The 19,491-nt window shown below is 66.3% G+C and carries 13 protein-coding genes; 12 read left to right on the top strand and 1 reads right to left on the bottom strand.

The features are described 5' to 3' along the window. Positions 1–100: 100 nt before the first annotated feature. From C404_RS56920 to recQ, 8 genes are all read left to right on the top strand, one after another. A complete protein-coding gene (locus C404_RS56920) occupies positions 101–1,978 on the top strand; it encodes a DUF2138 domain-containing protein (RefSeq protein WP_021197597.1) in 1,878 nt (625 codons plus the stop codon). Continuing rightward, on the top strand, positions 1,975–2,691 hold the full coding sequence (locus tag C404_RS56915) for a DUF1175 domain-containing protein (RefSeq protein WP_021197596.1): 717 nt from the start codon (positions 1,975–1,977) through the stop codon (positions 2,689–2,691). Before C404_RS56920 ends, C404_RS56915 begins: the two co-directional genes overlap by 4 nt. 32 nt (positions 2,692–2,723) lie before the next feature. Further along, positions 2,724–7,472 (top strand): alpha-2-macroglobulin family protein, encoded by a 4,749-nt coding sequence (locus C404_RS56910; protein ID WP_021197595.1) that lies wholly within the window; start codon positions 2,724–2,726, stop codon positions 7,470–7,472. A 7-nt stretch (positions 7,473–7,479) separates the two neighbouring features. Then, entirely contained in the window at positions 7,480–9,192 is a 1,713-nt protein-coding gene (locus C404_RS56905; protein WP_021197594.1) for a DUF2300 domain-containing protein, read from the top strand. 23 nt (positions 9,193–9,215) lie between these two features. Further along, positions 9,216–9,998 (top strand): YfaP family protein, encoded by a 783-nt coding sequence (locus C404_RS56900; RefSeq protein WP_021197593.1) that lies wholly within the window; start codon positions 9,216–9,218, stop codon positions 9,996–9,998. Between the two features lie 5 nt (positions 9,999–10,003). Continuing rightward, entirely contained in the window at positions 10,004–10,855 is an 852-nt protein-coding gene (locus tag C404_RS56895; RefSeq protein ID WP_031330219.1) for a YfaP family protein, read from the top strand. 26 nt (positions 10,856–10,881) lie between these two features. After that, positions 10,882–11,472 (top strand): class I SAM-dependent methyltransferase, encoded by a 591-nt coding sequence (locus C404_RS56890; RefSeq protein ID WP_021197591.1) that lies wholly within the window; start codon positions 10,882–10,884, stop codon positions 11,470–11,472. 115 nt (positions 11,473–11,587) lie between these two features. Further along, positions 11,588–13,501: a DNA helicase RecQ gene (gene recQ, locus C404_RS56885; protein ID WP_021197590.1), complete on the top strand. Its 1,914-nt coding sequence runs from the start codon at positions 11,588–11,590 to the stop codon at positions 13,499–13,501. On the opposite strand, the gene C404_RS56880 is transcribed toward recQ, so the two are convergent. Continuing rightward, positions 13,498–14,421, bottom strand: coding sequence for a LysR family transcriptional regulator (locus C404_RS56880; RefSeq protein WP_021197589.1), 924 nt, complete (start codon positions 14,419–14,421; stop codon positions 13,498–13,500). The genes recQ and C404_RS56880 overlap by 4 nt on opposite strands. A gap of 99 nt (positions 14,422–14,520) precedes the next feature. Here C404_RS56880 and C404_RS56875 point away from each other — a divergent pair, with 99 nt between their 5' ends. The 4 genes from C404_RS56875 (at position 14,521) to fusA (ending at position 19,409) form a co-directional block, all read left to right on the top strand. Beyond that, complete coding sequence (locus C404_RS56875; RefSeq protein ID WP_031330216.1) at positions 14,521–15,777, top strand: MFS transporter; 1,257 nt, start codon at positions 14,521–14,523, stop codon at positions 15,775–15,777. A 296-nt stretch (positions 15,778–16,073) separates the two neighbouring features. Beyond that, positions 16,074–16,451 carry a 30S ribosomal protein S12 gene (rpsL, locus tag C404_RS56870; RefSeq protein ID WP_021197587.1) on the top strand — a complete coding sequence of 126 codons (378 nt, stop codon included), beginning with the start codon at positions 16,074–16,076 and terminating at the stop codon, positions 16,449–16,451. A 199-nt stretch (positions 16,452–16,650) separates the two neighbouring features. Beyond that, on the top strand, positions 16,651–17,121 hold the full coding sequence (rpsG, locus tag C404_RS56865; RefSeq protein ID WP_004634470.1) for a 30S ribosomal protein S7: 471 nt from the start codon (positions 16,651–16,653) through the stop codon (positions 17,119–17,121). Positions 17,122–17,240: 119 nt separating this feature from the next. Continuing rightward, positions 17,241–19,409 (top strand): elongation factor G, encoded by a 2,169-nt coding sequence (gene fusA / locus C404_RS56860; protein ID WP_021197586.1) that lies wholly within the window; start codon positions 17,241–17,243, stop codon positions 19,407–19,409. The last annotated feature ends 82 nt before the right edge of the window (positions 19,410–19,491 follow it).

Below are 19,491 nucleotides of genomic sequence, written 5' to 3'. Positions count from 1 at the left end.
GTTAACCTGCCTTAACATCGCAACGGCTATGATCTCGCGGTTATAGACCGGCACTTTTTACAAGCCGCCGGCCCTCTCCAGCCTTGCCGCAGATTCCTCCATGAAGCTCACACCCAAGCAGATCGCCGTTGGCGCGGTCGCCCTGGTCGTTGCCGGCGCGGCGGTGGTGCAGATGGTCTGGCACCCCTTTCACCTGTTCGGCCGCGCGCGCGCGCTGCACGCCCGCCAGGTCCAGCTCGACCTGACTTACCCCGATGCCCTGATCGACAGCCAGAGCCTGTCGCAACTGCCGCGCGACGTGCTGCGCGTGCCGCTGCTGCGCGATGTGCTGACCGAAGATTTCGTCGCCTACTACGAGGGCAACGAAGACCGCCTCTCGGTGGCCGGTGCGCTGCGCCGCCTGGCGTACGAGCAGAAGCTCGACCTGGCCGAGACGGTGCTCAAGCACGTGTTTGACGAGCCCGCCCGCGTGATGCTGTGGCGCGGCCCGGACGACAAGCTGCGCTACTGGGTGCTCTCGATGCAGCGCAACGGTCTGGCGAAAGCGCTGGAAGCTGTCGCCACCGTGGCCACGAGCGACACGCAACTCACCAAGGTGGCCGATGCGCTGGGCGATTCCGGCGCGCCGGTCTATGCGTTGCGGCTCTCGGCCACGCGCTCGATCCTGATCGCCAGCAAGGGCGACCGGCTGATCGCGCTGTCCGAGCCAGGCATCCTGCTGGACAAGGACGGCAAGCCCGTCTCCAAGCAAGCAAACGCGCTCGCCGCGCTGCTGTCGGATGACGCCGGCAAGCGCAACGTGCAAGGCAATGCCTATGCGCTGCCGACCGCAGAGACCACGGGCCACCACGTTGTGGTGAGCGCCAACTATCTGTCGTTTGGCTATCAGCAGTATTTCCCGGGCATCGAGGCGCTGCGCTTTGACTTTGGTGCGGGCAAGGGCGATGGCGGGGGCAACGGCTGGCAGAGCGCCGCGCTCATCGACCCGAGCCGCCTGACCGGCAAGTGGGATAACGCCGGCCTGTGGCGCGCGTTGCCGGCTGACCCGGCCGCTTGCGCCACGCTGCCGGTCGACTGGAAGGCCGCGGGCGCACTGCTGCGTTCCGTGGCGGGCGATGCCAAGGACATCAGCGAGGCCGCCGCGCATGTCGGCGATGCCTTTGCTGGCCCGGCCGCCGCGTGCTGGTACGGTAAGTCGTCGCTGGTGGCGCCACTGTTCGTGGCGAAGCTGTCGTCGGCCTCACAGGCCGAGGCGGCCAAGCCGGCGTTGGCTGCGTTGTTCGGCCAGATCATCGGCTCATATGAATCCAAGGCGCAGGCGGATGACAAGTCTGGCCCGTATAAGCGCTTGCCGGTGACGACGCGCACTGGCCCGGCCAACGCCACGCTGTGGCAGCGCCCGGTGAGCGCGCGCTATGGCACGGCGCAGTCGGCCGGCGCGCCATTTGCGGCGCAACTCTCGTCTGATCGCTACTTCCCGGTCACGCTGGCGATCGCGGGTGACGTGGTGGTGTTCTCGCCGGATGCCCGTCTTGTCGACGACGCATTGGCCGTGCTCGCCAAGCGCTTCCCTGCAGTGGCGGACAGCCTGCCGCGCGACAAGACCGACCGCATCGTCCTGACAATGACGCCCGCATCGCTGGCGCCGCTCGTCCGCCGCGAAGCCGGTGCCGCGCTGCCCGCCGACCAGGAAGCCGTCTTCCTGAACGCCGCGCAGACGCACTTGTTCCCGAAACTCAAGGCGCTGGCGCGATATGCCCCGGTGTCGCTGGCGCTGGATGGCGGCGTGCCGTCGTCGCGCGGCTGGGTGCCGGTGACGTGGCTGTCGAGCGGACGCGGCCTGCCTGCTGGTGGTGACGGTACGCCGCCTGCGCCAACCGATACGGCTGCAGCGTCGGCCCCGTCGGCGGCGCCTGCCGATGCGCCGGCCACCGAGGCGGCTGCGCCCGTTGCTGCAGACAACGTCAGTACGCAATGACACCGCGCGCCTCGGCCGCCGTGCTGAACCGCCGCCGCTGGCTGGCGGTGGCCGGCGGCTGCCTGCTCGGTCAAGCGGTCGTCACCCCGGCGCGCGCGTTGTCCGGCTGGGCGGACGCCGCACCGGCAGACCCCGACGCGCTCACGCCGGATCAATCCAGCGTGTTCCGCGCGTGGTTCGTGCGCATTGTCAACGAGCAGCTCCGCCAGGGGCCGACGCCGCGCTGGACGCATCGCGACTGCGCCGGCCTCGTGCGCTTCGCTGCTGGCGAGGCCTTGCGCTCGCACGACGCCCACTGGCTGCGCGCCAACGGCATGCGCGATGCGGAATCCGCACGGCAACTGCCGCCCGAGCTGAACCTCACGCCCGCCCAGCGCACGCTCACGCAGCGTTGGGCACGCATTGACGGCAGCACCGGTGCGTACGTCTCCGCGCTTGGCCTCATTCAGCAGAACAGCCGTTTTATTGCCAAGGACGTCAACCACGCGCTCCCCGGCGATCTGCTCTTCTTCGATCAAGGCGACGACCAGCATCTGATGATCTGGATGGATCGCTACATCGCTTACCACACTGGCACCGTCACCCGCACCGACAACGGTTTGCGCGCGGTCCCGGTCTCTGAATTGATGCAATGGAAAGACTCGCGCTGGCAGCCGCAGGGCGGCAATCCCAACTTCATCGGCGTGTTTCGTCTGGCCTTTTTGACACGGTAGAAAAATTCATGCGCAACCGCGGATGGTCATTCATGTCGTTCAATCTTGTTGCCGTCGTCTGCCTGACCGTGCTGGCGCTGGTCGGCCCTGCGCATGCGGCCGACGCACCCGAAAAGCCGAACCCCACGTTCGCCGATGCACCCCCCAGCGGCTACGAGCCGTTCAAGGGCCAGCCGTTCTTCCTGCTCTCGGACGCCAGCTACGGCACCGATCAGGAAGCGATGGTGCGCCTGGAAGCGCCGGGGCGTGAATACAAGGATGAACTCTCCCGCTACGGCGGTGCGGACATCCTCGTCTACCGCGTGCCGCAGCCGCTCGAGTTTTTGAAGGCGCAGAAGAACCTGCACCGCATCGACGTCAAGGCCAACTACACGGGCGAAGGTCTGGCCAACACGCTGGCGTATCTGTGGGACAACTGGACGCGCCAGGCTCGCCGCGCCTGGCAGCGCGTGCTGTCGTTCGCCACGCGCACCAAGGCCGTGGAGACCGCGCCGCAGTTCAGCATGGGCGACCAGATGACCGCGCCCACACGTTTCTCGAACAACCCGCAGTACGCGCCGCTCAAGGGCTACGAACTGCTCGGCCGCTTCCGCTACCCGATCTGGGATGCCAAGCCGATTGCGCCGCCCAAGGACGTGAAGCTCGAAGGCAGCAGCAGCGAGTGGATGCCGCAGAACGTCGGCAACGTGATGATTCCGGTGGGCAAGCTGCCGGCGGGTTTGTACATCGTGGAAGCCGTGATTGGCGCGTACCGTGCGCACACGCTGCTGTTCGTGTCGGACACCGTGGCCGTCACCAAGGGCACCTCGCAAGGGATGATGGTGTGGACGGCCGAGCGCAAGAGCGGCAAGCCGGTGAGCGGTTCGGCCGTGAGCTGGACCGACGGCGTGGGCGTGCTCGCATCGGGCACCACCGATAGCGATGGTACGGCGGACCTGCGTCACGTCTCGCCCGAGCGCAGCTACGTGATCGGCAACGACCGCGCGGGCGGTGTGTTCATCTCCGAGAATTTCTATTACGACAGCGAGATCTATAACACCAAGCTGTACGCCTTTACTGATCGTCCGTTGTATCGCCCGGGCGATGAAGTGCGCGTCAAGTTCATCGGCCGCAACTTCAAGAACGCGACGGAATCGACCGTGCCGGCGGCTGGCGACATCAAGCTGCAGGTGCTCGATCCGAACGGTGCGCCGGTGGCCACGTCCACCACGCGCCTGGCCGGCGAGACGGGTGCCGACGCGCGCTTTACGCTGCCGTCCAACGCACCGGCCGGTGGCTACTCGCTGCGCTTCGACTACAACGGCGGCACGTACGGCGGCGCCTTCCGCGTGGCCGAATACATCAAGCCGCACTTTGACGTGAACCTGTCGCTGGACAAGACCAGCTATGGCACCGGCGAAGCGGTCAAGGGCAAGATCAGCCTGCGCTATCCGGATGGCAAGCCGGTCAAGAACGGTAAGTTGTCGGTCAGCCTGCGTGCCCAGCAAGTGACGATGGTGGAGGGCGAGTTGCGTTACGCCGGCCTCTTCCCCGTCAAGCTGGAGCAGCAGGAGCTGACCACCGACGGCGACGGCAATGCCAAGCTGGACCTGCCCGCCGCCAAGGAACCGAGCCGCTATGTGGTGACCGTGTTCGCCAACGACGGCGCGGCTTACCGCGTGAAGGTTACGCGTGAGTTGCTGATCGCGCGTGGCGCGACGCCGTACAAGCTGTCGACCACGTCGAATTTCACGACGCCGGGGCAGGACGTGTCGTTCACGCTCACGCCGATGCCGGTGGTGGCGGGTACGACCGGGCCGACGGCACCGCCGGCCAAGTGGGACCTCGTTCGCCTGGAGACGCGCACCCGCACTGAAGGCACGCTGTCCCCGGACGCGAAGGGCAATGCCACGTTCCCGGTCAAGTTTGATCAGCCGGGTTCGTACACGCTGTCGGTGCGCGATGCGGCTGGCAACCTGCTCGCCGCATCGAGCCACTGGGTGGCGGGCGATGGCGTGCAGACCGTGCCCGGCAACATCGAAATGGTGTTCGACCGCGACCGCTACCAGATTGGCGACACGGCCGAGGCGCTGATCACCTTCCCGTTGCCGGTGGACGACGCGCTGCTCACGCTGGAGCGCGACAAGGTTGAGCGCCACGGGCTGCTCTCCAGCCCTGGCGACTGGCTCAGCCTGAAGAAGGTCACGCCCACGCAGTACCGTGCCCGCATCAAGATCGGTGCCGAGTTCGCACCGAACATGACGTTCTCGGTGCTGTACGTGCGCGATGGCGACATGGTGTTCCAGAACGCCGGCATCGTCGTGACGCAGCCGACGCTGGACCTGACGGTGCGCGCCGACAAGGCCGTGTATGCGCCGGGCGAGACGGTCACGCTGGACCTGACCAGCGCGCTGGCGGGTAAGGCCGTGCCGGCCAACCTGACGGTGTCGGTGGTCGACGAGATGATCTACGTGCTGCAGCCGGAAGTGGCCCCCAGCATCGTCGACTTCTTCTACCACCCGCGCCGCAACAGCGTGCGCACCACGTCGAGCCAGAGCTTCATCAGCTATGACCTGGCGCTCGCCTCGCTGCCGGGCAAGCCGGGCGGTACGTATGGCCGCCACAACGAGCGTGGCGTGAAGGTGCTGGAGCGCCCGCGTCGCGACGAGCAGGACACCGCCGCGTGGGTTGCCAACCTGCAGACCGATGCGGATGGCCGCGCGCGCATGACCTTCAAGATGCCGGATTCGCTGGCACGCTGGCGCATCACCGTGCGCGCCGTCTCGACCACCGGCGCCTCGGACGGCATCGTCGGCCAGCGCACAGCGAGCATCCGCTCCGACAAGCCGCTGTACCTGAAGTGGACCGGCCCGCAGCGCTTCCGCGAAAGCGACCAGCCGCGCCTGGACATGGTCGCCTTCAACCAGACCGACAAGGACATCACCGCCGACTGGATCGTCTCGGGCGCCGGCCTGAACATCAACCAGCGCGTGACGCTCAAGCGCGGTGCCAACTACCTGCGTGCGCCGGTGACGGCACTGCAGGCGGGCGTCATCAATGCCGAGCTCAAGCAGGGCGATGCCGTGTCGGACCGCCTGCAGACCACGCTCAAACTGGATGCCACCGGCTGGCTGGCGGACCGCGAAAACGTCGTCCCGCTCACGCAACTGCAGGGCACCCGCTTGCCGCTCGGCCTGCCCGCCGATGCGCGCGACGTGCGCCTGCGCGTGGTCGGCAACACGGCCAGCCAGTTCGCCCGCGTGGCCGATGACCTGATCGAGTACCCGTACGGTTGCGCCGAGCAGACTGCCAGCCGCCTGATTCCGCTGGCACTCGCCCAGCAGAGCCTGGCCGCCACCGGTACGCGCCTGGGCGACGGTGGCCCGGCCGGCACGCAAGGTGTCGACGCGCTGCTGCGCACGCAGCGCCAGCGTCTGGCACTGTTGGCCGGCACCAATGGCACCTTCGGCTGGTGGGGCGAACTGACCACCAGCAGCGCGCTGATCACGTCGTATGCGTATTACGCGGATTGGCTGGCCAGCCGCTCGGTCGGCATCAGCCTGCCGGCAGACAACTGGAAGCAGGTGCTCGAAGCCTACAAGCGCACCAGCGCCAACGAGCCGCTGCTGCACCGCGCGCTGGCGCTGTGGTTTGCCAACGAGATGGGGCTGCCGGTGGCAACGCCGCTTTCGGGCGTGGCCAACGAGTTGGCTCGCAACGCCAAGGCCCCGGCCGACGCCGAGCCCGCTGCCGGCGATAGCCTGATCTTCGTCGCGCCGGACTCCCCGCGCGGCCGCCAGGTTGCGACGGTGTTGACCGCGCAACTGATGCGTCAGATCGGCCAGCCGGTGCCGGAAGCGTTGGTCTCCGCTGACATCGCTGCACGCACTGCGCTGGCGGCCGACAACTCGCCGCTGGTGCAAAGCCTGCTGCTGATGGGTGGTGGCCGATCGGCTGCGGACCCGGCACCGCTGCTGGCCCGCGCCAGCGCCGCGATGCCGACGATGGACCGTGCCATCGCGCTGGTCTGGCTGCAGAAGGGCCTGGGCGGTCTGCAAGGTGCGAGCGTAGCTGCCATCCAGCCGGCGGTGTCGGCTGGCGGCTGGCAGGCGACGCGCTCGCCGGTGGGTGTGCCGACGTGGCGCTGGACGGGCGCCCAGGTGCCCGCCGCGCTGGACCTGTCGGCCGCACCGTCCGACGTGACCACGCAATCGGCCATCGTGTCGTATCGCAGCCGTGCGCCGGAAGTGTCCAAGCTGCCGATCACGGTGGAGCGCAAGCTGTACCGCCTGGAGCCGATCGACTCCACACCGGCCAAGGCCGACCCGAAGGCACCCAAGCAACCGGCCGCGGATGCCAACAGCAGCGGTATCGCCTTCAAGGCCAAGCCGGTCAAGCCGGGCGACACGCTCGATAGCAACGCGCTATACGTCGACGAGGTCGTGCTGACGCCGCGCCAGGGCACGTATCGCTACGGCCTGGTCGAAGTGCCGCTGCCGCCGGGCGCCGAGGTGGAAGCCACGACCTGGGGCATCCAGATCGATGGCCTGAAGGGCGAGCCGAACGAAGGCAACGGCCCGCAACCGCTCGAGCGCAAGGCGGCCTACGAAATGGGCCAGCTGTCGTACAACCAGCCGGTACCCGCGCTGGAGCGCCCGACCGTGCTGCGTCAGCTGGTGCGCTTCTCGCTGCCGGGCAGCTTTGCGCTGCCGCCGGCGCGTTACTTCCGCATGTATCAGCCGGAAGCGAAGGCGTTGCAGGGCGACGGCAAGACGGCCAGCTATCCGTACAAGGTGGAGTGACGCGGCAATGCGCTTCGGCCTGCTTGCGCGCAGTGTGCTGACCGGCCTGATCTGGGCCGGCGGCGCACTTGCGTCTGCGGGCCACGCCATCGCGGCACCCGCGTCGGAGCCGCTGCGCTATGCCGCCCTGCAAGGCGATGAGGCTAAGCTCTGGCAATTCAGCACCAGCACAGTCACAAGCGCACCACAGGCCACCCCTTTGCCGCGCGACACCGAAACGCCGCTCGGCAGCGTCTGGAAGCTTTTCGTCTACAGCTACCTCGTCTCGCGCCGCATCAACACGCCCGACTACACGTGCCACGGCAACGATGCCGAAGAGGTCTACTGCTGCACGGCCGGCCAAAGCATCGACCGCGAGCGCGCGCTCATCCAATCGTGCGGCCGCTATTTCGAGCCGGCGCGCCTGGGCCTCGATAGCGCCGACTGGCGCCGGTTCTGGCAGCAAGCCAACGCGCCCGCGTGGTTGCGCGATCTGCGTGCCATGCAGCCTGCGCGCCGCGTTCCCGTCACTGACTTGCTGACTGCGCTGCAAAGCGTTCCCGCCGATGGGCGCGAGACGGCTGCGCAAACGCTCGTCTCCGTGCTGACCGTTGGACGCGGTGAGGGCACCGTGTCGTACTTTGGTGGGTTGCTGCGCGCCAAGACGTGGACCATGCCTGACCCGCAACGCCCAGGCGCGTCGATCGGCGGTGCAGCCGGCTGGCTGGCCGATGGCACGCCCGTGTGGTTGGGCGGTGTGGGCTCCAGCAATCAGGTGCTGGCCGCTGCCGCACCGCGCCTGACCCCGCTGATCGAACAAACGCCCGTGCCTGATGACGATGCCTGCGTGGTGGTGGATTTCTTTGCGCGCTATCCGATTCGCGAAGTGCGCGACACCAGCGGCAAACCGGTCGCCCCCGGGCGGCTCGAAGGCCGCTACACCGTGCGCTTCGTCAACGGCAATACGCTGCCGATCGAGAGCCGTGGCGAGCTGGCGCTCGCGCGCGAGAACAACGCGCCCGCCATCACCGGCCGGCTCGGCATGAACGACTACGTGGCGCGCGTTGTCGAGCGCGAGGGCGATCTGGCCGAGCCGCAGGCCGCCCGCGCGTTGGCGGTGGCCGCGCGCAGCTACCTCGTGCAGCACGCCTCGCGTGACAAGGGCTGCTACCGCATCGCCGATAGCTCGCGCACGCAGCGCGTGTTGCCGCGCCCGCCCGCGGCTGCCGCACGCAACGCGGCGGAATTTACCGATGCGCTGGTGCTGGTCGGCCAGTCTGTGCAGTACCACGGCACGATCAGCGCGCGTGGCCAGATGAGCTGGACTGCTGCACGCGCTGCCGCCCAGCGTGGCCAGGGGTTTGACGGCATCCTCGCGCGGTGGTGGCCGCAGGCCACGCTGACGTCGTTCCAGAGCCCGGTGGCGGGCGATTGCTCGCCGGTGGCGGGCGCGCAGCAATGGCTGCAGGCGCAGGCACCGCGTTGGTCCGCCCGACTGGGCGCCGAGCCCGGCTACGAGACGCCGCCGTTGCCCGCCGTGTGCGTGGTGCACGAAGGCCGCCCGTACGCCGACGCGCGCCGCAACCGGCTCTACATCCATCGGCTTGCCAGCGAGGAAGACCGCATCGCGCTGACGCACGAATATCTGCACCTGGCCTTCGCGCACCATCCGCTCGGGCAGGACGAACAGTTTGTTGAGGCGACAGCGCGCCGCCTGATTCGAGGGGAGGGCTTGCTGTGAACGTGAAGGCATGGACAGCGCGGATGGCCATGGGCGCCGCGGCCTTGCTGCTTGGCGCCTCGGTCGTTGCCGAGCCGGTGGTCGATCTGGAAGGCCCGATCGGCGGCTGGCGCAACAGCAAGCTGACCAACGAGCTCGAGCAGTACACCGCCGCATATCCGAAACCGCCGGTCGATCGTGGTGCGCAGAAATACCGCACGCTCATCGCCGGACGCATTCGTGCGGCAGGCAAGCAACGCCGCCCGCCGGTGCTGATCGTCAACGGTAATGCCATGCCGCTGTACGGCGATAGCGAAGGCCGCTTCGCCCGCCCGTGGGCATTCGGCCCGGGCTCAAACAGCGTGGAGATCGTCAGCCCCGACGGCCAGTCGCGGCAGCGCCTGCAGTTCTACGAGGCCGATACCACCAAGACTTCGGCCAAGCTGCGCGCCATCCTCACTTGGGACGACCCGCGCGCCGAGGTCGACATGCACGTCATTTCGCCGATCGGCGATCACGCGTTCTGGGCCGAGCCGCTGCTCTCCGACGGTGGCGGGCTCGACGTGGACAGCGTCGACGGCGCCGGCCCCGAGATCTTTTCCACCGCCGCGCCACGCCCTGGCGTCTGGTTGTTCTACGTGAACTACTGGGGCAACTTCAACGCCGGCGGCTACAACTTTGATGAAAAGGCGCACGACCGCGATCTCATCACCGCGCAACTGACCCTGATCTATAACGAGAACACGCCCAACGAGCGGCGCGAGTTCGTCACCGTGCCGCTGCGCAAGATCGGCGAGCTGGCGTTGATGAAATCGATCCGCTTCTGATGCTCATGATGCCTTCCACATTCCGCCTCGCATTCGCCATTGCACTCGCCATTGCACTCGCCACGCTCGGGGCGTCGGGCGCATTTGCGCAAACCGATACCGGCAATATCGAGATCACCGCGCCGCTCAACGGCTGGCGCAACTCGGCCGGCGACGATTCGCGCTACACGCAAGACGTGCACTACCCGGCCGTGTCGGTTTCGACGCCGCAAGGGCAGGGCACCGCCTCGATGATTGCCGGGCGCATCCGTAACCAGCCCAAGGCCGCCGCGTCCGCCGATGAGAACAAGCCGCGCCGTCGTCGCGGGGCAGACGGCTCGTCGGTCGGCACGCTCGTCGTCAATGGCGTGGCGATGCCACAGCGCATCGAGGCCGACGGCACGTTTTCGCGTCCGTACGCATTTGGCGCCGGCAGCAACAGCGTCGAAGTGCGCAGCGCACGCGGCGATGCCAAGCGCGTGCAGTTCTACGACAGCTACGCTGGCAAGCAGCGCCCGCGTCTGCGCGTGGTCCTGTCGTGGGACACCGATGGCACCGATCTCGACCTCCACGTTGTCTCGCCCGATGGCCAGCACGCCTGGTACGGCAACCGCGTGGTCGAAAACGGCGGCGCACTCGACGTGGACGTCACCACCGGCTATGGCCCCGAGATCTATTCGAACCCGGCGCCCGTGCCCGGCACGTACCTCGTCTACGTGAACTACTACGGCAGTGGCAGCGATAACAGCATCATCACCACCGCCACCGTCAGCATCATCACGGATGAGAACACGCCGTCCGAGCGCCAGCAGACCTTTGTCGTGCCGATGCGCAAGGCCGGCGATCTGACGCTGTTACGCAGTTTCACGATGAAATAAGAACCGAGGCTCAGGAGCCCACCGCCATGGACACGCAGACCGTCGCCGCCTACGACACCCTCGCCGAGACCTTTGCGCAGGAGTGGCGCGAGCAACCGGCGCCGGAAGACATGTACGCGTTGTTCCGGCTCGAGTTCAAGGCAGGCGGGGCCACGGCGGACATCGGCTGTGGCGCCGGGCGTGAGGTGGCCTGGCTCAACGCCAACGGCTATCCGGCCGTCGGCTACGATGCCTCGGCCGGGCTGCTGGAGGCAGCGCGCTCGCAATATCCGGGGCTGGCGTTCCGGCGGTCGCAGTTGCCCGAGCTGGTGGGCATTGCCGAAGGCGCCTTCGACAACGTCGTCTGCGAGACCGTCATCATGCACCTGCCACCTGAGCAGATCGGTGCGGCGGTGCAGCGGCTGGTGTCCTTGCTGCGGCCGGGCGGTACGCTGTACCTGAGCTGGCGCGTGACGCCCGACGCCGATCAGCGCGATGGCCGTGGCCGGTTGTTCACCGCATTCGATGCGGCGCCCGTACGCGAGGCGCTGGCCGGCACCACGCTCGTTTTTGACGAGGCAGCCGTCAGTCGATCTTCCGGCCGGACGATCCATCGCATCGTCGCGCGCAAGGCCTGACGGCCCGCATCCGCAGACAATCCGATTGTCCTGATTGACCATCCCTCGGCGGGGTTTGTCACAATAGCGGTTTCGCCCAGCCCGCGCGTGACACCACGCGCACTCCGCCGTCCCGATGTACGACTCTCCCGCCATAGACCACGCGCTGCAGGCGCTGCCCGAAGACACCGCTGCCGCCACGCGCGCCGTGCTGCACGATGTGTTCGGCTACAGCGCGTTCCGCGGCCCGCAGGCAGAGATCGTCACCCACGTGGCCGACGGTGGCGATTGCCTCGTGCTGATGCCCACGGGGGGCGGCAAATCCCTCTGCTACCAGATCCCGGCGCTTGTGCGGCACCGGCGCGGCCAGGGCGCGGGCATTGTTGTCTCACCGCTGATCGCGCTGATGCAGGACCAGGTGGCCGCGCTGGAAGAGGCCGGCGTGCGCGCCGCGTACCTCAACTCCGCGCTCACCGGCGCCGAGGCTGCACAGGTCGAGCGCGATCTGGCGGCAGGCCGGCTGGACCTCGTCTACGTCGCGCCCGAGCGGTTGATGACGCCGCGTTTTCTCGATTTGCTGGAGCGCTCGCGCATCGGCCTGTTCGCCATCGACGAGGCGCACTGCGTGTCGCAATGGGGGCATGACTTCCGGCCCGAGTACATCCAGCTCTCGGTGCTGCACGAGCGCTTTCCGGATGTGCCGCGCATCGCGCTCACCGCCACGGCCGATGCTGTCACGCGCGATGAGATTGTCGAGCGCCTTGCGCTCACGGGCTCGCGCGTCTTCCTCTCCAGCTTCGACCGCCCGAACATCCGCTACACCATCGTCGAGAAGGACAGCGCGCGCCAGCAGCTCCTGCGCTTCATCCGCGCCGAACACATGGACGGTGAGTCGTGCGACGCCGGCATCGTCTACTGTCTGTCGCGCAAGAAGGTGGAAGAGACCGCGCAGTGGTTGGCCGAGCAGGGCATCCGCGCGCTGCCGTACCACGCCGGGATGGATTCGGAGATCCGCGCCCGCCATCAGGCCATCTTCCGCAAGGAGGAGGGCGTGGTGATGGTGGCGACCATCGCGTTCGGCATGGGCATCGACAAGCCGGACGTGCGCTTCGTGGCGCATCTGGACTTGCCCAAGAGCCTGGAGGGGTACTACCAGGAAACCGGCCGCGCCGGCCGCGACGGCATGCCCGCCAACGCGTGGATGGCCTATGGTCTGGCGGATGTCGTGCAGCAGCGCCGCATGATCGACGAGTCCGAGGCGGACGATGTGCATAAGCGCGTGTCGACCGCCAAGCTCGACGCGCTGCTCGGCTTGTGCGAAGCGGCAACGTGCCGCCGCGTGGCGCTGCTCGCCTACTTTGGCGAGAGCAGCCAGCCGTGCGGCAACTGCGATACTTGCCTCACGCCGCCACAAACCTGGGATGCCACGCGCGAGGCGCAGATGGCGCTGTCGTGTGCATACCGTGTGCAGCAGGCCAGCCGCGTGAGCTTTGGCGCCGGGCAGCTCATCGACATCCTGCGCGGCAACGCGACCGAACGCGTCAAGCAATGGCATCTCGAGACGGTGTCCACCTTCGGGATCGGCAGCGAGCTGTCGGAACCGGCGTGGCGCAGCGTATTCCGCCAACTGGTCGCGCAGGGTTTGTTTGCCGTCGACCACGGCGGCCATGGCGCCCTGATCCTGACCGACGCGGCGCGTCCCGTGCTCAAGGGGCAGCAGTCGGTGATCCTGCGGCGTCAGGCGGAGAAGGCGCGTGGTGCATCGTCATCGTCGGGCAAGAAGGAGCGCCGCGCCGATCCGGCCGCCGATCTCTCCGACGAGGCGCAGGCGCGCTGGCAGGCGTTGCGTGCCTGGCGCGCCCAGACGGCACGCGAACACAGCGTGCCGGCGTATGTGATCTTCCACGACAGCACGCTCGCCCGCATTGCCGAGACCGATCCGGACTCGCGTGAAGCGCTGGGCGAACTGCCGGGCATCGGCGTGGCCAAGCTGGACCGCTACGGCCAGGCGTTGCTCGACGTGCTGGAGAAGTGCCGCAAGCAAGCCTAGGCGGTCACTGTTGGCAGTGGCCCCATCACGCCGGTACGTGTCAGGTGCTCGCCCAGGAAATCAACAAACGCACGCACCTTCGGCAGCAGATGCACACGCTGCGTGAACACGGCGTGCAGCGGCACTTCGCGCGCGGTGTAGTCGGTCAGCACCGCCTGCAGACGCCCGGCCGCGATGTCCTCGCGCACCAGATACGCCGGTCCCAGCGATACCCCCAACCCTGAACGCGCCGCCTCACGCAGCACGAGGCTGTTGTTGGCCAGCATGGACCCCCTCACGTGCGCGACATGGCGCTGGCCCGCAGGGTCGGTTAACACCCAGTCGTACGGCCCATCGTAGTTGGCGTAGACGAGGCAGTTGTGCTCGCGCAGATCGTCAGGCGTTTGCGGGATGCCACGCTCGCGGAAATACGAGGGTGCGCCATAGATGGCATGTGCGCAATTTGCCAGCCGCCGCGCCACCAGCGATGAATCCTCCAGCATGCCGATGCGGATGGCCACGTCGATGCGCCCCGCCACCAGATCGGCGTAACGGTCGTTCATGTCCAAATCGATCTCCACGGCGGGATAGCGTGCCTGGAATGCGCCCAGCAGCGGCGCCAGTAGCGTCACCGCAAACGACGCCGGCGCCGACACCCGCAGCGTGCCGCGGGCCTCATCGCGCAAGGCGGTCACGGCTTGCTCGGCGGCATCCACCAGCGCCAGGCCCTCGCGGCTTTTCTCGAAGAAGGCCGCACCGGCTTCGGTGAGTGACAGGCGCCGCGTGGTCCGCTGCAGCAGGCGCGTCTCCAACCGCGCTTCCAGCCGCGCCAGCGCCTTGCTGATGACCCCGCGCGATACGCCCATCGCGTCGGAAGCTGCGGACAAGCTGCCACACTCCACCACCCGCACAAAGATCACCACGTCAGAGAGTCGGTCCATATTTGCGCGTTTCTGGAAACAATATGGCGCCAGAGGCTACCTTAATCTGCGCGAATCGGCTGGCTACGATGGGGCGTCTCGACCTTTCTCCCCGCCATCATGACGACTGAAGCCCCCGACGTTGCCGTGTCTCATCCCCCCGCTGATCGCTTGCCGCGCGGCGCGACGCCATTGTTTGCTGCTGCGGTGGGGCTCATTGTCGTCAACCTGTTCGGCATCCAGCCGCTCGTCGCCGAGATTGCCGCCAGCATCGGCTGGACCACGGCGGCTACCGGGCTGCTGGTGACTGCCACGCTGTTCGGCTACGGCATCGGTCTGCTGCTGCTGATGCCGATGACCGATCTGCAGGACAACCGCGCACTGGCCTCGCGCACGCTATGGGGCGCGGTGGCGTCGCTTGCGCTGACCACCGTGGCGCACAGCGGGCAGGTGCTGATGCTGGCCGCCTTCGCCATCGGGCTCACGTCGACCGTCATCCAGATGCTGATCGCGCTGGCCGGACGCCTGGCGGCTGACCACCGGCGCGGGCGCGTGCTCGGCGACATCATGATCGGCCTGAATCTGGGCATCCTGCTGTCGCGTCCGGCCGCCAGCCTGATTGCGGCGCAATGGGGGTGGCGTGCGTTCTATGGCGCGTCGGCGGCGGCGATTGCTGTCTTGGCGATTGTCTTGCCGCGTGTGATGCCGACCTTTGTGCCGCCGCGTACGCAGTCGTACGGCGCACTGTTGGGTTCATACGGGCGCCTGTTGCGTAGCGAGCCATTGCTGCGCCGCCGTGCCGCCACCCAGGCGCTGCTGATGGCGGCATTCACGCTCTTCTGGACGGCCGTGGCACTACGGCTGGCGGCAGCGCCGTTCCATCTGTCGCAAAACGGCATCGGCATCTTCGCGCTGTGTGGGGCGGCGGGTGTCGTGGCGGCACCTGTTGCCGGGCGACTGGCGGATCGCGGCTTGGTACGGTTCGGCACGCTGCTCGCGCACGGTAGTGCGGCGACTGGGCTGCTGCTCGCGCTGGCCTCGGCGCTGGTGCCCGGGTTGAGCGTTCCCGTCATGCTGGCGATGCTGGTGGTCGCCGCGCTGTTGCTGGACTTCGGCGCCGTCGGTGACCAGGCGCTCGGTCGCTATCTGGTCAACACGCTGTCGCCGGAGATTCGCGGGCGTGTGAATGGCTTGTACACCGGCGCATTTTTCTTTGGTGCGGCGGCGGGCGGCGGTTTGGCCGGCGTGGTCTGGGCGCGTGCAGGCTGGATTGGCGTCTCGGTGCTAGCGCTGGGGTTTGTGTCGGCCGCAGCACTCGTCTTTCTCTGGCCCAGCGCGGCCCCGCGTGCCATTGGCGCCACACCGCGCCGCTGTTGATCTGCAACGCGCGTCGCCAGACTGGCGGCGTGCTTGACGCTTGCAAAACACCCCGCTATAGTGCCAGATTCGAGTTTTTGGCTTCTGGCTTCGCACGTCCATGCCCGGCAAAGCGCTGTGCAAGGCATCTGAACCAGACGGGCTCGCGCTCTTTGGTCTCGATCTGTTCCCGCAGGTCCTCTCTCTAGAGCGTTCTGCTCGCCACTTCCAAAACCCGATTGCGCCGATTGCCTCACATGTGAGGCTGCCACGTCATGTGGTCCGGCGATTTTTCAAAAACCAAGCTGGATTGAACAATGCCAACTATCAATCAATTGGTTCGCAAGCCCCGCGTCTCTGAAAAGCTGAAGAGCAAGAGCCCGGCGCTTGAGAACTGCCCGCAGCGTCGCGGCGTGTGCACCCGCGTGTACACCACGACGCCGAAGAAGCCGAACTCGGCACTGCGTAAGGTCGCCAAGGTGCGCCTGACCAACGGTTTCGAAGTCATTTCGTACATCGGCGGTGAAGGCCACAACCTGCAAGAACACAGCGTCGTGCTGATCCGCGGCGGCCGTGTGAAGGATTTGCCGGGTGTGCGTTACCACATCGTGCGCGGCTCCCTTGACCTGCAAGGCGTCAAGGACCGTAAGCAAGCGCGTTCGAAGTACGGCGCGAAGCGCCCGAAGAAGGCCTAAGTGGTCAGTGAGATCGGTCCGCGCGTGTTGTGCGAATGCGGGGTCACGGTCTTGTCATGAGCAGGCGGTACAACGGTGCGTTTTTTGACCGCACTGGCACCGTCGAGTAAGTGGTCACCCGGCTCAGATTGTTGGAAGACAAGCTAGTTGGTGGCCGGAGAACCGAAGCGGTTCTCAACTGAACAGAGAAGGAAAGAAGATGCCACGTCGTCGTGAAGTCCCCAAGCGGGAAATTCTGCCGGACCCGAAGTTCGGCAATGTGGAAGTCGCCAAGTTCATGAACGTCCTGATGCTGGACGGCAAGAAGTCGGTGGCTGAGCGTATCGTTTACGGTGCGTTCGACCAGATCGAGAAGAAAGCAGGCAAGGCGCCCATCGAGGTGTTCACGCTGGCAATCGGCAACATCAAGCCGGTGGTCGAAGTGAAGAGCCGTCGTGTTGGTGGTGCTAACTATCAGGTGCCGGTCGAAGTCCGGCCGTCGCGTCGTCTGGCATTGGCGATGCGTTGGCTGCGGGAAGCTGCGAAGAAGCGCAGCGAGAAGTCGATGGCCCTGCGTCTGGCTGGTGAACTGCTCGAGGCCTCGGAAGGCCGCGGCGGCGCCATGAAGAAGCGCGACGAAGTGCACCGTATGGCAGAAGCCAACAAGGCGTTCTCGCACTTCCGCTTCTAAGCGACTCACGAACGTTGTTGGTTGCTGGGCGGGTTGTGCGCGCACATCTCGCCCATTTGTATTAGGGGCGCTTGCTATCCGGCAGCGCCCCGTTGACGAATCAGAGCAAAGGATTAACCGTGGCTCGTAAGACCCCCATTGAGCGCTACCGTAACATCGGTATTTCCGCTCACATCGACGCCGGCAAAACCACCACGACCGAGCGGATCCTGTTCTACACCGGTGTGAACCACAAGATCGGTGAAGTGCATGATGGCGCAGCCACCATGGACTGGATGGAGCAGGAGCAAGAGCGCGGCATCACCATCACGTCCGCTGCGACCACCGCCTTCTGGAAGGGCATGGGCGGCAACTACCCCGAGCACCGCTTCAACATCATCGACACCCCGGGCCACGTGGACTTCACCATTGAGGTGGAGCGTTCCATGCGTGTGCTGGACGGCGCGTGCATGGTGTATTGCGCAGTGGGTGGCGTGCAGCCGCAGTCGGAAACCGTCTGGCGTCAGGCCAACAAGTACAAGGTGCCGCGTCTGGCGTTCGTCAACAAGATGGACCGTACCGGCGCCAACTTCTTCAAGGTCTACGACCAGCTGAAGACTCGCCTGAAGGCCAACCCGGTGCCCGTGGTGGTGCCGATTGGTGCGGAAGAAGGCTTCCAAGGTGTCGTCGATCTGCTGGAAATGAAGGCGATCATTTGGGACGAAGCCAGCCAAGGCGTGAAGTTCGAATACACCGACATCCCGGCCGAACTCGTTGACACTTGCAACGAGTGGCGCGAGAAGATGGTCGAGTCGGCTGCTGAAGCCAGCGAAGAGCTGATGGAAAAGTACCTGGGCGGCGAAACGCTGACCCGTGCTGAGATCGTCAAGGCGCTGCGCGACCGTACCATCGCCTGCGAAATCCAGCCGATGCTGTGCGGCACCGCGTTCAAGAACAAGGGCGTGCAGCGCATGCTCGACGCCGTGATCGACTTCCTGCCGTCGCCGGTCGACATTCCGCCGGTCCAGGGCATCGACGAAAGCGACGAAACGAAGAAGCTCGAGCGCAAGGCTGACGACAGCGAAAAGTTCTCGGCACTGGCGTTCAAGATCATGACCGACCCGTTCGTGGGTCAGCTGATCTTCTTCCGCGTCTACTCGGGCAAGATCAACTCGGGCGACACCGTGTACAACCCGGTGAAGCAGAAGAAGGAGCGTCTGGGCCGGATTCTGCAGATGCACGCCAACCAGCGCGAAGAAATCAAGGAAGTGCTGGCCGGTGACATCGCCGCTGCAGTGGGCCTGAAGGACGCCACCACGGGTGACACGCTGTGCGACCCGGCCGCGCCGATCATTCTCGAGCGCATGGTGTTCCCGGAGCCGGTGATCTCGCAGGCTGTCGAGCCGAAGACCAAGGCTGACCAGGAAAAGATGGGCATCGCCCTGAACCGCCTGGCCGCTGAAGATCCGTCGTTCCGCGTGCGCACCGATGAAGAATCGGGCCAAACCATCATTTCGGGCATGGGCGAGCTCCACCTCGAAATTCTGGTCGACCGCATGAAGCGCGAATTCGGCGTGGAAGCCAACATCGGCGCGCCGCAAGTTGCCTACCGCGAAACCATCCGCAAGAAGGTTGAAGACGTCGAAGGCAAGTTCGTCAAGCAGTCGGGCGGCCGCGGTCAGTACGGTCACGCTGTGATCACGCTGGAACCGCTGGACGAAGAAGGCAAGGCGGCAGCGAAGGCGGCAGCGACCACGTCGGCAGCAGCAGCGGCTGCTGCCAATGGTTTCGTCTTCGTCGACGCCATCAAGGGCGGTGTGATTCCTCGCGAATACATCCCGGCGGTCGAAAAGGGTATCGTCGACACGCTGCCGGCCGGTATTCTGGCTGGCTTCCCGGTGGTGGACGTGAAGGTCACGCTGACGTTCGGTTCGTACCACGATGTGGACTCGAACGAAAACGCGTTCCGCATGGCCGGCTCCATGGCTTTCAAGGAAGCCATGCGCAAAGCCACGCCGGTTCTGCTCGAGCCGATGATGGCTGTGGAAGTGGAAACGCCGGAAGACTACACGGGTACCGTGATGGGCGACTTGTCGTCCCGCCGCGGCATCGTGCAGGGCATGGACGACATGGTCGGCGGCGGCAAGGTCATCAAGGCTGAAGTCCCGCTGTCGGAAATGTTCGGCTATTCGACGTCGCTGCGTTCGGCCACGCAAGGCCGCGCCACGTACACCATGGAATTCAAGCAATACGCTGAGGCACCGAAGAACATTGCCGAAGCTGTGATGGCTGCCAAGGGTACGAAGTAATCAACGTGTTTTGGGCGATGCGCGCGTGCGTGTCGCCCACATCCAAATCTAGTAATTAGCCAATTCCGAATTGAGGAGCTGA

The sequence above is a fragment of the Ralstonia sp. AU12-08 genome (assembly GCF_000442475.1).
Classification (GTDB): domain Bacteria; phylum Pseudomonadota; class Gammaproteobacteria; order Burkholderiales; family Burkholderiaceae; genus Ralstonia; species Ralstonia insidiosa.
This window is presented reverse-complemented; position numbering and strand designations above follow the sequence as displayed.

Coding starts and splice junctions, on each gene's coding strand:
- C404_RS56890 (WP_021197591.1), top strand. CDS start 10,882: ATGGACACGCAGACCGTCGCCGCCTACGACACCCTCGCCGAGACCTTT.
- C404_RS56920 (WP_021197597.1), top strand. CDS start 101: ATGAAGCTCACACCCAAGCAGATCGCCGTTGGCGCGGTCGCCCTGGTC.
- C404_RS56900 (WP_021197593.1), top strand. CDS start 9,216: ATGGCCATGGGCGCCGCGGCCTTGCTGCTTGGCGCCTCGGTCGTTGCC.
- C404_RS56880 (WP_021197589.1), bottom strand. CDS start 14,421: ATGGACCGACTCTCTGACGTGGTGATCTTTGTGCGGGTGGTGGAGTGT.
- C404_RS56875 (WP_031330216.1), top strand. CDS start 14,521: ATGACGACTGAAGCCCCCGACGTTGCCGTGTCTCATCCCCCCGCTGAT.
- rpsG (WP_004634470.1), top strand. CDS start 16,651: ATGCCACGTCGTCGTGAAGTCCCCAAGCGGGAAATTCTGCCGGACCCG.
- C404_RS56915 (WP_021197596.1), top strand. CDS start 1,975: ATGACACCGCGCGCCTCGGCCGCCGTGCTGAACCGCCGCCGCTGGCTG.
- C404_RS56895 (WP_031330219.1), top strand. CDS start 10,004: ATGATGCCTTCCACATTCCGCCTCGCATTCGCCATTGCACTCGCCATT.
- C404_RS56905 (WP_021197594.1), top strand. CDS start 7,480: ATGCGCTTCGGCCTGCTTGCGCGCAGTGTGCTGACCGGCCTGATCTGG.
- recQ (WP_021197590.1), top strand. CDS start 11,588: ATGTACGACTCTCCCGCCATAGACCACGCGCTGCAGGCGCTGCCCGAA.
- rpsL (WP_021197587.1), top strand. CDS start 16,074: ATGCCAACTATCAATCAATTGGTTCGCAAGCCCCGCGTCTCTGAAAAG.
- C404_RS56910 (WP_021197595.1), top strand. CDS start 2,724: ATGTCGTTCAATCTTGTTGCCGTCGTCTGCCTGACCGTGCTGGCGCTG.